The following is a 12,189-nucleotide window of genomic DNA, read 5'->3' as shown; positions in this document are numbered from 1 at the left end:
GTGCATTTTCATCGCCTATCGAGAGCCATCAGCATGACCGAAATTATCGCCGTCGCCCTGTTCACCTTACTCGCCGTCATCAGCCCTGGTGCCGATTTCGCCATGGTCACCCGCAGCAGTTATGCACAAGGCCGCAAGGCCGGGCTGGCCGCCGCGATCGGCATCGCGTTGGGGGTGCAGGTGCACGTGCTGTACACGGTGCTGGGCATTGCCGTGATCATCAGCCAGAGCCCGGCGCTGTTCCTGGTCATGAAAGTGCTCGGTGCGGGTTACCTGATCTACCTGGGCTACAAGTCGCTGACCAACACTCAGCGCATCCACCTCGAGGGCGGCAGTCAACCCGCCGCCAGCGTGCTGAGCGCCCTGCGCACGGGATTTTTGACCAATGCCCTGAACCCCAAGACCATGTTGTTCGTTATCAGCGCTTTCACCCAGGTGGTGCAGCCGGGCAGCCCGCTGGCGCTGGATTTCGCCTACGGCGCGTTCATGTCCTTTGCCCATTGGCTGTGGTTCAGCCTGGTTGCAGTGTTTTTCTCCAGTACTGCGTTGCGCAAGGCGATGATCGACCGGCAAGTGCTGGTGGACCGCGTCATCGGGCTGGCTTTGATCGGGCTTGGGCTGGCAGTGGCGGTGACGGGGATTCGTTGAGGGGCGATTGCATGTTGGGGGTAGCTGCTTGCTCAAATTGAAAGCGTGCAGCTTTTTCGCAGGCAAAGAAAAAGGGCTTACCTTGCGGTAAGCCCTTCGTCTTGTTTGGTGGCTACACAGGGACTTGAACCCCGGACCCCAGCATTATGAATGCTATGCTCTAACCAACTGAGCTATGTAGCCGATGGCGCGCATTATTCTCTTGAACGGACCCTCTGTCAACACTCATTTCAAAAAAAATTTGCACGCTTTCAAAAACTTAGCGGCCGGGCTTGCTTTCAGTGCACCACAAGCCAGTGCCCGAGCACGCCCTGAAGCTGCAGATGCTGGGCCGCCGCCAGTGATTGCAGGCTTTCGCCAGGGCGGTCAAGGTTGAAATCACCGCTCACGCGCCGATGGGCCATTTGTTCATCCACCATCCACACGCGCTGCCCTTGGTAGCTGGCCAGGCGCTCCAGCACCTGGCCCAATGGCATGTCGGTGGCTTTCAGACGGCCGTTGCGCCAGCTGTCTGCGGTTTTCAGGTCAGCCTTCTGCACCGGGTCGATGCGTGTGTCATTGAAGGTGACCCGCTCGCCTGCGGAGACCATGCGCTGTTCACCCCCCTGGGTAACCATGGCCTTGCCACTGAGTACGACAAGTTCATCATGACCGGCATGGCGGGCTACCTGCAGGCGGGTGCCGAACACCTGGATGCGGGCGTTGCCCACGTCCACTTCCATGGCCCGGCCGTCGAGCACGACTTCCAGGTACACCTGGCCCTGCACCAAATGCAATTGGCGGGTGCGGCCACGCAGGTCGATGTTCATTGCGCTGGCGCTGTCCAGGTTCAGGGTCGTGCCATCCGCCAGGCGTGTGCTGCGCCGCTCGCCCACGTCGGTGTGCAGCTCGCTGGCCAGGCGTTGCAGCAGCGGCCAGTACAGGTAGGTTGCGGCGCCCAACCCGACCAGGAACACCAGCGCCAGCCATTTGCCCAGGTGGCTGCGGCGTACCGTGACGTGCCGTGGGCGAGGGCGGGCGGGTGGTGGTTGCAGCTGTTGCCAGAACGTTTCCAGCTCGGCGTAGGCGTGGGCGTTTTCGGGTACCTGGCACCAGGCTGCGAATGCCTGGCGCTGGGTTTCGTCGCAACCGGGCTGGCGCAACAGCGAAAACCATTCCAGCGCTTCCTGCTGTGGGTCGGGCTGCTGCAGCTGCTTGGCGGGCATCGGGCTCATGGGTTCAGTCTGCTCACGATAGGGGCCGTTTCGCCCAACGATGACAGGGGTATGGGTCGAGGATGCTAATTATATTGAGAACCATTTTCAAGTACGTTGCGACGGAGGGATAAAAAAGGTAGCTATGTATCTATTTGTTTCCCGATAATCGGATCCCAAACTGCGGACGGAGATTCAGGCACATGGCCACCAGTAGCGCCTCCACGGCGTCCACCAGCGCAGCGGCGAGCCAAGCGACGCCGCTGGTAATGCGCATCATCGGCTTCTGCGCCCTGGCGCACTTGATCAACGACCTGATCCAGTCGGTGCTGCCGGCGATCTACCCGATGCTCAAGGCCAATTACGACCTGAGCTTCGCCCAGATCGGCCTGATCACCCTGACGTTCCAGATCACCGCTTCGCTGCTGCAACCCTGGGTCGGCTTTTTTACTGACCGCCGGCCAGCGCCGAACCTGTTGCCGATGGGCACCCTGTGCACGCTGGTGGGGATCGTGATGCTGGCCTTCGTCGGCAGCTTCCCGATGATTCTGCTGGCTTCGGCGCTGGTGGGCATCGGCTCGTCGACGTTCCACCCGGAAACCTCGCGTATTGCGCGCCTGGCCTCTGGCGGGCGCTTCGGCCTGGCCCAGTCGACCTTCCAGGTGGGCGGCAACACCGGCTCCGCACTGGGCCCACTGCTGGCGGCGGCCATCGTCATTCCGTTCGGCCAGACCCATGTGGCCTGGTTCGGCCTGGCCGCGTTGTTCTTCCTCGGTGTAACCCTGATGCTGCGCGGCTGGTACAAGGAACACCTCAACCAGGCCAAGGCGCGCAAGGCGGTGCAGGCCACCCATGGCATTTCACGCAATCGGGTGATCGCGGCGCTGATCGTGCTGGGCCTGCTGGTGTTCTCCAAGTACTTCTACATGGCCAGCTTCACCAGCTACTTCACCTTCTACCTGATCGAGAAGTTCGATGTGTCGGTGGCCAGTTCGCAGTTGCACCTGTTCCTGTTCCTGGGTGCAGTGGCGGCGGGCACGTTCTTTGGCGGCCCGATCGGGGACCGCATCGGGCGCAAGGCCGTGATCTGGTTCTCGATCCTGGGGGTGACGCCGTTCACCTTGGCGCTGCCGTATGCCGACCTGTTCTGGACCACCGTGCTGAGCGTGGTGATCGGCTTTATCCTGGCCTCGGCGTTTTCCGCGATCGTGGTGTATGCGCAGGAACTGGTGCCGGGTAGCGTGGGCATGATCGCCGGCATCTTCTTCGGGCTGATGTTCGGCTTTGGCGGCATTGGCGCGGCGCTGCTGGGGTATGTGGCGGACCTGCGCGGTATCGAGTATGTGTACGGGCTGTGCTCGTTCCTGCCGTTGTTCGGGTTGCTGGCGGTGTTCTTGCCGTCTACAGGTAAACGCTGAAATTGCTGGGGGCCTCGTAGAGGCCCCTGGCCGATTGACTACCCCCCCTTGAGGTAGCTAGAGTGCCGCCTCTTTTTACCCACCACCTGCGTAGTAGCCAAAGCAATGCGCCGTAACCCGTCCCTCCCACATGCCCGCCAGCCTGCCCTCCAGGCCCTGCGTCGTGCCTGGCCGAGCGACACGGTGCTCAAGCGTCGCCGCAGCGTGCTGTTTGCCTTCACCTTCTCGCCACACCTCGCCTGAACTGATCTGCGCTTTTGCGTCGCTCGCCCCCCGGCGTGCGCGCCTGTGTCTGCACGTCTTTCTGGTTTGCAAGGAGTGGTACATGAACATGCGTTTGCTGGCGGGCCTGTTGTTCGCCGTTTCTGTCGTGGGTTTTAGCCTGGGGGCCAGCCTGCCGCTGGTGTCGTTGCGCCTGCATGAGGCCGGCGCCAGTACCCTGGAAATCGGCATCATCTCGGCCATCCCCGCTGCGGGCATGATGCTCTCGGCGTTTCTGGTCGACGCCTGCTGCCGCCACCTCACCCGGCGCACCATCTACCTGCTGAGTTTCAGCCTGTGCACCGTCACCATCGCCCTGCTCGAACCGGCCTTCGGCTCGATGTGGTTGCTGGCGATGCTGCGCCTGGGCCTGGGGCTGGGCATGGGTATCGCGATCATCCTCGGCGAGTCGTGGGTCAACGAGCTTTGCCCTGAGCACAATCGCGGCAAGATCATGGCCCTTTATGCCACCAGCTTTACCGGCTTCCAGGTGCTGGGCCCGGCCATGCTCGCGGTGCTGGGGGCCAACAGCCCGTGGATCACCGGAGTGGTCACCGCCTGCTATGGCCTGGCGTTGCTGTGCATCGTGCTGACCGTTCCCAATGACCATGTCGAACATGAAGAGGGCGACAAGAGCTTCGGCCTGGCCGGCTTCTTCCGCGTGGCACCGGCGTTGTGCGTGGCGGTGCTGTTCTTCTCGTTCTTCGATGCCGTGGTGCTGTCGCTGTTGCCGGTGTACGCCACCAGCCATGGCTTTGCCGTAGGCGTGGCGGCGCTGATGGTAACGGTGGTGTTTGCCGGCGACATGCTGTTCCAGCTGCCGTTGGGCTGGCTGGCCGACCGGGTGGAGCGCACCGGGCTGCACCTGGTGTGCGGGCTGGTGGCGATGTCGATTGGCATCGGCCTGCCGTGGCTGCTGAACATGACCTGGCTGCTGTGGCCGCTGCTGGTGGTGCTGGGCGCGGTTGCGGGGGGCATTTATACCCTGGCGTTGGTGCTGATCGGGCAACGTTTCAAAGGCCAGGATCTGGTGACTGCCAATGCCAGTGTGGGTTTGTTGTGGGGCGTTGGTAGCCTGATCGGCCCGCTGGTGAGTGGTGCGGCGATGGATGTGGCCCCGCATGGCCTGCCCATGGCGCTGGCGCTGATGGCCGGGTTGTTCGTGTGTTTTGCCCGGCAATCGTACCGACGCGCGGGCCGGATGCGCGCCGTGGCGGAGTGATGTGCTTTTCAGGCTGCGCCAATGCTTACCCAGTAGCGCGTTTTGTAGTCGACACGCACCGGCAGGCTGCGGGTGAGCAACTGCAGGATCTGAGCGGTATCGGCCAACTGATAGGTGCCTGACACCTTCAAGTTCGCCACCTCAGGGGCGCAGCGCAACAGGCCCGGGCGGTAGCGGGCGAGCTCTGCGACAAACTCGCCCAGTGGCATCTGCTGCACGCTGAGCACACCGTCGGTCCAGCCCCAAGGGTCGCTGTGCAGCGCCACCGCGTGGACACTGCCATTGGCCCCAACCTGTACCGTTTCGCCCGAATGCACCTGACGCGGTGAGGCCGACGTGGGAAACAGCGTAACTTCACCACGTCGCACTGCCAGCAGCAGGCCTTGGTTGTTTTCACGCAGCAGCAGCTGGCCGTTGAGGGTGGTCAGCGGGCCGATGCGGGTGTCGATGTAGAACGGGCGGGTATCGTTGGGGTTGCTGTCCAGGCTGACCTCGCCACGTACCAGTTCCAACTGGCGTTGCTCGGCGCTGTAATGCAGGTCGATGGCGCTGGCAGTGTTTAGCAGTATGTGGCTGCCATCGCTGACTTGCCACTGGCGCCGTTCACCCGTGGCGGTGCTGCTGTCGGCCAGCAGTTGCGGCAGGCCCAGAGGTTCGCGCGTGGCCCAGCCCAGGCTGCCGCCCACGGCCAGCAGGCTCAGTAACTTGAGGTGGTCACGGCGGCTGCTGCGCTGGCGCTGGCTGCCGTCCAGGGTGCGCCGGCTCAGGTCCTTGGGCAGCCCGGCCAGTTCGTCGCCGAGTTGGCTGACCCGTTGCCAGGCCAGCGGGTTGTGCGGGTGGCTGGCCAGCCAGTGCTGGAATTGCTGCTCGGTACGCGGGCTGGGGCGGTCGAAGCGCAGCTTCACCAGCCAGTCGATGGCCTGGTCGATCTGCGCCTGCGCCGGCACGCTGTCATGCATCGGCATAACGCAACCGGTAGCAGGCGCCCAAGGCTTTGGCCAGGTCGCGCTCCACGGTGGCCCGGGATACCTCCAGCTGCTGGGCGATCTGAACGATGCTCAAGCCGTCCAGTTGCGCCAGCAGAAACGCCTGGCGAACACGCGGCTTGAGCTGGTGCAGGGCACGGTCGAGGCGGTGCAGGGCATCGAGAATGACCAGGCGGTGTTCTTCGCTCGGTACCTCGGCTTCGGGCAGGTGGGCCAGGCTTTGCTGGTAGGCGTGTTCCAGTGCACGGCGGCGGAACTGGTCGATCATCAGGCCACGGGCGATGCTGCTGAGATAGGCGCGTGGCTCTTTCAGTGGTGAAGCCTGGCGGGCCCGCAGCAGCCGCACGAAGGTATCCTGGGCCAGGTCGGCGGCATGCTCGCTGCAACCTACCCGGTTGCGCAACCAGCCGCGCAGCCAGCTATGGTGGGCCTGGTAGAGCAGAGCGACCTCGGTCGGCTTGAGCGTGTCGTTGATCTGCATCGTAGCGAAGGCCTGGCCCTGTGAACTGTGCGATTGTGAATAGTTCTCAATTCTATGCGGGGAATGTGACGCAGGGCAATGGTATGCCAGGAATTAGCCGCGCAAGAAGCGGGGTTTAGCCGATGAACGGCTGAGCTAAGCTGGGCCTGCATTCAACCTGTTGGAGGCGCCATGATTCTGGCCGACCTTTCACCCGAGGCCTACTGCGAGGCCACTCGATATTTGGCAGCGCTCGACCCGGACTGGTCGCGGCACATTGCTGCAACCGGGCCCTGCCTGCACCAGGCCACGCCGGGGCGTGAGCCTTACGAAGCGTTGGTGCGGGCTATTGCCTACCAGCAACTGCATGCCCGGGCTGCCGAAGCGATCCTTGGCCGGTTGCTGGCATTGTTTCCGGAGGTTGCGTTCCCGACGCCACAGCAGTTGCTGACGGTCAGCCCGGAAACCCTGCGCGCCTGTGGGTTCTCGGCAAGCAAGATGGCCACGGTGCAAGGCATTGCCCAGGCACGGCTGGAAGGCCTGGTGCCGACGCGGGAAGAGGCATTGGCCATGGCCGACGAAGCCCTGATCGAACGCCTGGTAGCCTTGCGCGGGGTAGGGCGATGGACGGTGGAGATGCTGCTGATCTATAGCCTGGAGCGTTCGGACATTCTGCCGGTGGACGATTTTGGCGTGCGCGAGGGGTACCGACGGCTGAAGGGGCTGGACAAGGCGCCGACACCTGCGCAGATGCGCTCGCTGGGCGGCGGCTGGCGGCCGTTTCGAACCGTGGCGGCCTGGTACCTGTGGCGGGCCTGAGGTTTTTGCATCGCCTGAACGGGCCCCTTCGCGGGTGAACCCGCTCCCACAGGTACCTCTGCCGGGTTCGAGCCTTGTGCAGTCCCTGTGGGAGCGGGCATGCCCGCGAAGAGGCCAGTACAGGTAACTCACAGGGACTGCCCAATGCTCGAGCCTTTTGCAGTCTCTGTGGGAGCGGGTTTACCCGCGAAAGGGCCGGTACAGGCGACAACTTATCTGGATGCTAACCCATGAATCTCTACATCACCCCCGACCAACGCTGGCAAGCCGTGGAGTCCCGCGACTCCACCGCCACGGGCCACTTCGTCTACGCCGTCCGCACCACCGGCGTCTACTGCCACCCCGGCTGCAAATCACGCATGGCCAAGCGCACCAATGTCGAGTTCTACGACACCCCCGCTGCCGCCGAAGCGGCGGGTTACCGTGCCTGCAAGCGTTGTATCAGCAAGGCCAGCACCACCCGCCACAGCCAACTGGTCACCCGCGCCTGCCGCCTGATCGAAACCATCGACCCTGCGCCCAGCCTCGACCAGCTCAGTGCGCAACTGGCCGTAAGCCCCTTCCACCTGCACCGCCTGTTCAAGGCCGAAATTGGCGTTACCCCCAAGGCCTATGCCACCGCCTTCCGTGCCCGGCGCCTGCGTGAGCACCTGGAAGATGGCCAGCGTTCAGTCACCGACGCCATCTACGATGCCGGCTTCAACTCCAACAGCCGCTTCTACGAAAGCGCCGATCAGCGCCTGGGCATGCGCCCCCGGCAGTACCGTGCCGGCGGCGCAGGGGCCACCATCCACTTTGCCCTCGGCCAGTGTTCGCTGGGGGCCATCCTGGTTGCCCAGAGCGAGAAGGGCATTTGCGCGATTTTGCTGGGCGACGACCCTGAGGGCCTGCTGCACGACCTGCAAGACCAGTTCCCCAAGGCCCGCTTGATCGGTGGCGATAGCGCCTACGAACAGTTGGTCGCCGAAGTGGTGGGCTTTGTCGAAGCCCCGGCGTTGGGCCTGGCGCTGCCGCTGGATGTGCAAGGTACGGCGTTTCAGGAGCGGGTGTGGCAGGCGTTGCGCGAGGTGCCGGCCGGCAGCCGGGTCAGCTACACCGATATTGCCGAGCGTATCGGTGCGCCCAAAGCGGTGCGCGCGGTGGCCATGGCCTGCGCGGCCAACCACATCGCGGTGGCCATCCCCTGCCATCGGGTGGTGCGCCGGGACGGCGACATCAGTGGCTACCGTTGGGGTGTCGAGCGCAAACAGCAACTCCTGAAGCGAGAGACGGCACTCTCCTGATTGCCTGAAGCCGCGTAGAATCCCCCGCCAAATCGAGTTGTAAAGAGGAAACTTCGATGAGGCGTGTGAGCCTTGCCCGTTATTGCCCAGGCCTGATGGCCCTGCTGGCCCTGATGCTGGTTATTGCCAGCCCGGCCTGGTCGGCCCCGGCCACGCCATTGTCCAATCTTGCGGCTGCCGAAGCGCCAGCGCTGGATGAAAACGCCAGCATCGAACAGCTGAGCGACCGGCTGGACCTGATCCGCCAGGGCGTCACCAGTGAGGCCAACGACGACTTGCTGTCCCAGTTGCGCCTTGCGGCGATGCAGGTTCAGCGCCAGGCGGATGCACTGAGTGCACAGCGCACCGCCGACATAGAAAAGCTCGAGGACAAGCTCAAGGTCATCGGCCCGGTGCAGCCGGACGAAGCCGCCACCCTGACCCAGCAGCGCAAAGCGCTGGAGGCCGAGAAAAAAGCGCTGGTAGCCCAGCAGGACCAGGCCACCAAGCTGAATCAGTCGGCCCGCGACCTTTCCACGCAAATCGTCAACCTGCGCCGTAGCCAGTTCAACTCGCAAATCACCAGCCGTGCGGCCTCGCCACTGACCCCGGCGTTCTGGCAGAGCATCATCCGCCCCACCCAGGACGACGTGGCGCGTCTGCGTGACCTGCGCGGCGAGGCGGCCGACGCCATCGGTAGTGCCTTCAGCGCCGAAAACCGCTGGCTGTTCATTACCAGCCTGGTGGCGGCGATTCTGGTCTGGACCTTGGTGCGGCGCGTGCTCGAGCGCCTGCTGGCCAGGGCCATGGTCGGCTGGTTGCCCGAGGGCCGCTTGCGCCGCAGCGCCTTGGCCCTGGGCGTCAGCCTGGCAACCCTGGGTACCATTGCCGGCTCTGTATCGCTGCTGCGCTGGGGGCTGGAGAGCAGCGCCGAGCTGGGCTCGGATATCGCCAGCCTGGTCAACCACATTCTCACCCTGGTGGTGTTCAGCGCCTTCATCACCGGCCTGGGCCGCGCCATGCTGATGCTGCAGCGCCCGTCCTGGCGCCTGCCGCCGATGCATGACGAAGTGGCCAGTGCGCTCGGTTGGTTCCCCAAGGTACTGGCCTTGGCGCTGATGGTGATGATGACCATGGAGCGCATCAACAGCGTCATCGGCGCCAGCCTGGCGTTGACCGTGGCGGTCAATGGCCTCACCGCGCTGGTCGTGGCGTTCATCTTTGCCGGCGCGCTGCTGCGTTATCGCCGAACCCTGCGCAAGCATGACCTGGAGCGCCCCACCGGTCTGGTCGGGCTGATCCCGTTCGTGATGGTCGTCTGGCTGACGCTGATCTTGCTGGCACTGCTTACCGGCTACCTGACGCTCGCCTATTTCCTCACCGCCAAATTGCTGTGGGTCAGCCTGGTGGTCACCTGTGCGTACTTGCTGACCACCTTCTTCGGTGACCTGTGCGAAACCTTGCTGTCGCCACGTCAGCCAGGTGGTTTGGCGCTGGCCTCAACCTTGGGCCTGGCGCCTCGCCACCAGGCGCAGGCCAGCACCATCCTGGCCGGCATCGGCCGTACCATCGTGCTGTTCCTGGCACTGTTGCTGGCGCTGATGCCGTCGGGCACCAGCCCCAGCGAGCTGCTGATGAGCCTGGGTGACTGGGACGGCACCGGCGGCAAGCTGCTTGGCAACCTCAACATCGTGCCGCAGGACATCCTGCTGGCCCTGGCGATTTTCTTCGGTGGCCTGTTCGCCATTCGCGTAGTCAAGCGCTGGCTGAGTGAGCGCCTGCTGCCGGAAACCGACATGGACGCCGGCATGCGCGCCTCGCTGGTGACCCTGGTCGGTTACCTGGGCTTCCTGTTCCTGGCCATGCTGGTCATGTCGACCCTGCGCATCAACCTCACCAGCCTCACCTGGGTAGTCAGTGCCCTGTCGGTAGGTATCGGTTTTGGTCTGCAGCAGATCGTGCAGAACTTCATCTCCGGCCTGATCCTGCTCACCGAGCGCCCCGTCAAGGTGGGCGACTGGGTCAGCCTGGCGGGCGTCGAGGGTGATATCCGCCGCATCAATGTGCGTGCCACCGAAATCCAGATGTCCGACCGCTCGACGGTGATCGTGCCCAATTCGCAGTTCATTTCGCAGAACGTGCGCAACGTGACCATGGGCAATGCGCTGGGCGTGGTCGGCATTACCCTGACCCTGCCACTGGAGACCGATGCCAACCGGGTACGCGAGTTGCTGCTGGCGGCGTACCACGAGCATGAGGCGATTCTGGATGCGCCCGCCACTTCGGTGTCGTTCAAGGACCTGACGGCCAGTGGCATGGTGATTGGCGTCAGTGGTTACGTGGCGGGGCCGCGGCAGGTGTCAGGCACTCGTAGCGACCTGCTGTTCACCATTCTTGGTCGCCTGCGTGATGAAGGCATTCCGCTGTCTTCGCCGCAGAGCATGGTGCTGGTGCAAGAGGGTACGCGCCCCGCTGACGAGTCGGTGTAAAGCGGGGGGCGCATAGCGCCCCCCGAATTCAATGCTGCTTGGCCTGCTTGATCCTCAGCAAAATCACCAATAATACCAGCAGCACCGGCGGCGCCATGGCCAGCAACCCATCCCGCGCCGTCAGCCCCAACCCCAGCACATTAAGCCCGCCATACAGCAGCTTGAACAAATTCAGCAGGTAGTAGGTGATGGCAATGATCGACAGCCCCTCCACCGCCCGCTGAATTTTCACCTGGGCGTCGGCCCGGGCATTGAGGCTGCGCAGGATCTCGGCGTTCTGTTCTTCCATTTCTACCTGAACACGCGCCTGCAACAGGTCGCCCAGGTTTGCCACGTTCTTCGCCAATTGCTCCAGCCGCTGCTCGGTCGCCGCGCAATAGCGCACAGTCGGCTTGAACCGACGCTCGATGAACACCCCCAGGCGCTGGCAGTCGCCTACATGGCTTTCCCGCAGCTCGCCCAGGCGTTCGAACACCAGTTGCGCATAGGCCTGGGTGGCGCCGAAGCGGTGGCGGGTTTTTACCGTGTGGCTGACCACCTGGCGTGACAAGTGGGCAATGGCGTCCAGCAGCCCTTTGGAGTCATGGCCGTCCCCCCCGGCACTGCGCTCCGAGAGGCTGACCAACGTCTGGTCGAAAGTGTCCAGTTCTTGGCTCAGGGCCTTGGCCGTGGCCAGGGTCAGCGAGGCCATCATGCGGTACGTCTCGATTTCCAGCAGACGGCGGATCATTCGGCCCTGGCGGTAGGCATTGAGGCGGCGGTTGATGAACAGGAAACGGTTGGTGCCATCTTCGGTCAGGCGGAAATCGCTCCACACCACCGCATCGCCCCCGCCAACGCACGAGCCGCACGGGTCTTTGAAACCGTAGCGAGGCAGCTCAAGCCCCTGTTCGTCACGCACCAGCACCTGCACGGCGTTGATCACCTGCGCCGCCTGTGGGGCGATGGCTTCGGCCAGCACGGGAGGCAGGGGCCGCCATTCGGTGTCGGTGGCAACGCACGGCACCACCAGTGTCAGGGTGAAGAACTCGGTGTGCCGTTCCCACTTGAACGGGTGGCCATCCAGGCGGGTGATGCCTTGGGCGGCAGCGGTGTCCAGGGCCTCCGGGCAGCAGCGTTCCAGCAGCGCTGCACAGGCTGCATCACCGCCGAGCAAGGCCAGGTGGAAGACATGCGCAGGGCCGTCGAAGTAAAGCGACGGGCGGGCGTGCAATTCGTTGTGCAAGGCGGTGCGTTGAGGGTGCATGGGTGGTCCGGCCTGGTGTTGTGATTGTTGGGGTACCAGGAGGTGGGACTTTGCAGCGGGCGGGGAAAGTCACGCGGGGCGGAGTTTTGTTCTACCTGTGCCGGCCTCTTTGCGGGTAAACCCGCTCCCACAGGTACAGCGCAACTTTCAACGACAGCGGTGGGAGCTGGCTTGCCTGCGAAAGG

The 12,189-nt window shown here is 63.9% G+C and carries 11 protein-coding genes and 1 tRNA gene; 7 read left to right on the top strand and 5 right to left on the bottom strand.

Features of this window, described 5'->3' with window-relative positions; all coding sequences use genetic code 11:
- Positions 1-33 precede the first annotated feature (33 nt).
- Positions 34-648: a LysE family translocator gene (locus tag WF331_RS05350; protein WP_016501533.1), complete on the top strand. Its 615-nt coding sequence runs from the start codon at positions 34-36 to the stop codon at positions 646-648.
- A gap of 106 nt (positions 649-754) precedes the next feature.
- On the opposite strand, the gene WF331_RS05345 is transcribed toward WF331_RS05350, so the two are convergent.
- Both WF331_RS05345 and WF331_RS05340 read right to left on the bottom strand, forming a co-directional pair.
- A tRNA-Met gene (locus tag WF331_RS05345) sits at positions 755-831 on the bottom strand.
- A gap of 95 nt (positions 832-926) precedes the next feature.
- Positions 927-1,853 (bottom strand): FecR family protein, encoded by a 927-nt coding sequence (locus tag WF331_RS05340; RefSeq protein WP_059396026.1) that lies wholly within the window; start codon positions 1,851-1,853, stop codon positions 927-929.
- A 191-nt stretch (positions 1,854-2,044) separates the two neighbouring features.
- Between WF331_RS05340 and WF331_RS05335 the strand changes: the two genes are divergently transcribed.
- The 3 genes from WF331_RS05335 to WF331_RS05325 all read left to right on the top strand — a co-directional run bounded on the left by WF331_RS05335 (position 2,045) and on the right by WF331_RS05325 (position 4,742).
- On the top strand, positions 2,045-3,259 hold the full coding sequence (locus tag WF331_RS05335) for an MFS transporter (RefSeq protein WP_061202950.1): 1,215 nt from the start codon (positions 2,045-2,047) through the stop codon (positions 3,257-3,259).
- 105 nt (positions 3,260-3,364) lie between these two features.
- On the top strand, positions 3,365-3,502 hold the full coding sequence (locus tag WF331_RS05330; RefSeq protein ID WP_016484845.1) for a hypothetical protein: 138 nt from the start codon (positions 3,365-3,367) through the stop codon (positions 3,500-3,502).
- 82 nt (positions 3,503-3,584) lie between these two features.
- Positions 3,585-4,742: an MFS transporter gene (locus tag WF331_RS05325; protein ID WP_340622708.1), complete on the top strand. Its 1,158-nt coding sequence runs from the start codon at positions 3,585-3,587 to the stop codon at positions 4,740-4,742.
- A gap of 8 nt (positions 4,743-4,750) precedes the next feature.
- Here WF331_RS05325 and WF331_RS05320 read toward each other — a convergent pair whose 3' ends face one another.
- Entirely contained in the window at positions 4,751-5,707 is a 957-nt protein-coding gene (locus tag WF331_RS05320) for a FecR domain-containing protein (protein WP_041167869.1), read from the bottom strand.
- Positions 5,694-6,209 carry a sigma-70 family RNA polymerase sigma factor gene (locus tag WF331_RS05315; protein WP_016501528.1) on the bottom strand — a complete coding sequence of 172 codons (516 nt, stop codon included), beginning with the start codon at positions 6,207-6,209 and terminating at the stop codon, positions 5,694-5,696. The genes WF331_RS05320 and WF331_RS05315 overlap by 14 nt, the downstream gene beginning before the upstream one ends.
- Positions 6,210-6,380: 171 nt before the next feature.
- Between WF331_RS05315 and WF331_RS05310 the strand changes: the two genes are divergently transcribed.
- The 3 genes from WF331_RS05310 to WF331_RS05300 all read left to right on the top strand — a co-directional run bounded on the left by WF331_RS05310 (position 6,381) and on the right by WF331_RS05300 (position 10,758).
- Entirely contained in the window at positions 6,381-7,007 is a 627-nt protein-coding gene (locus WF331_RS05310) for a DNA-3-methyladenine glycosylase family protein (protein WP_016501527.1), read from the top strand.
- Between the two features lie 230 nt (positions 7,008-7,237).
- On the top strand, positions 7,238-8,290 hold the full coding sequence (gene ada / locus WF331_RS05305; protein ID WP_284364864.1) for a bifunctional DNA-binding transcriptional regulator/O6-methylguanine-DNA methyltransferase Ada: 1,053 nt from the start codon (positions 7,238-7,240) through the stop codon (positions 8,288-8,290).
- Between the two features lie 56 nt (positions 8,291-8,346).
- Positions 8,347-10,758 (top strand): DUF3772 domain-containing protein, encoded by a 2,412-nt coding sequence (locus tag WF331_RS05300; RefSeq protein WP_016501525.1) that lies wholly within the window; start codon positions 8,347-8,349, stop codon positions 10,756-10,758.
- Positions 10,759-10,786: 28 nt separating this feature from the next.
- Here the strand turns inward: WF331_RS05300 and WF331_RS05295 are convergent, their stop codons facing one another.
- On the bottom strand, positions 10,787-12,004 hold the full coding sequence (locus WF331_RS05295) for a DUF3422 domain-containing protein (protein ID WP_340622707.1): 1,218 nt from the start codon (positions 12,002-12,004) through the stop codon (positions 10,787-10,789).
- Between the last annotated feature and the right edge of the window lie 185 nt (positions 12,005-12,189).

The organism is Pseudomonas sp. YNh, from assembly GCF_037993085.1.
Classification (GTDB): Bacteria; Pseudomonadota; Gammaproteobacteria; order Pseudomonadales; family Pseudomonadaceae; genus Aquipseudomonas; species Aquipseudomonas putida.
Note: the sequence above shows the minus strand (reverse complement) of the source record. Positions and strands in the feature narration are given on the sequence as shown.

What these genes read in the sequence shown, in the direction of transcription:
- WF331_RS05325 (WP_340622708.1), top strand. Translation starts at nt 3,585, where the DNA reads ATGAACATGCGTTTGCTGGCGGGCCTGTTGTTCGCCGTTTCTGTCGTG.
- WF331_RS05350 (WP_016501533.1), top strand. Translation starts at nt 34, where the DNA reads ATGACCGAAATTATCGCCGTCGCCCTGTTCACCTTACTCGCCGTCATC.
- WF331_RS05340 (WP_059396026.1), bottom strand. Translation starts at nt 1,853, where the DNA reads ATGCCCGCCAAGCAGCTGCAGCAGCCCGACCCACAGCAGGAAGCGCTG.
- WF331_RS05330 (WP_016484845.1), top strand. Translation starts at nt 3,365, where the DNA reads ATGCGCCGTAACCCGTCCCTCCCACATGCCCGCCAGCCTGCCCTCCAG.
- WF331_RS05310 (WP_016501527.1), top strand. Translation starts at nt 6,381, where the DNA reads ATGATTCTGGCCGACCTTTCACCCGAGGCCTACTGCGAGGCCACTCGA.
- WF331_RS05300 (WP_016501525.1), top strand. Translation starts at nt 8,347, where the DNA reads ATGAGGCGTGTGAGCCTTGCCCGTTATTGCCCAGGCCTGATGGCCCTG.
- WF331_RS05315 (WP_016501528.1), bottom strand. Translation starts at nt 6,209, where the DNA reads ATGCAGATCAACGACACGCTCAAGCCGACCGAGGTCGCTCTGCTCTAC.
- WF331_RS05320 (WP_041167869.1), bottom strand. Translation starts at nt 5,707, where the DNA reads ATGCCGATGCATGACAGCGTGCCGGCGCAGGCGCAGATCGACCAGGCC.
- ada (WP_284364864.1), top strand. Translation starts at nt 7,238, where the DNA reads ATGAATCTCTACATCACCCCCGACCAACGCTGGCAAGCCGTGGAGTCC.
- WF331_RS05335 (WP_061202950.1), top strand. Translation starts at nt 2,045, where the DNA reads ATGGCCACCAGTAGCGCCTCCACGGCGTCCACCAGCGCAGCGGCGAGC.
- WF331_RS05295 (WP_340622707.1), bottom strand. Translation starts at nt 12,004, where the DNA reads ATGCACCCTCAACGCACCGCCTTGCACAACGAATTGCACGCCCGCCCG.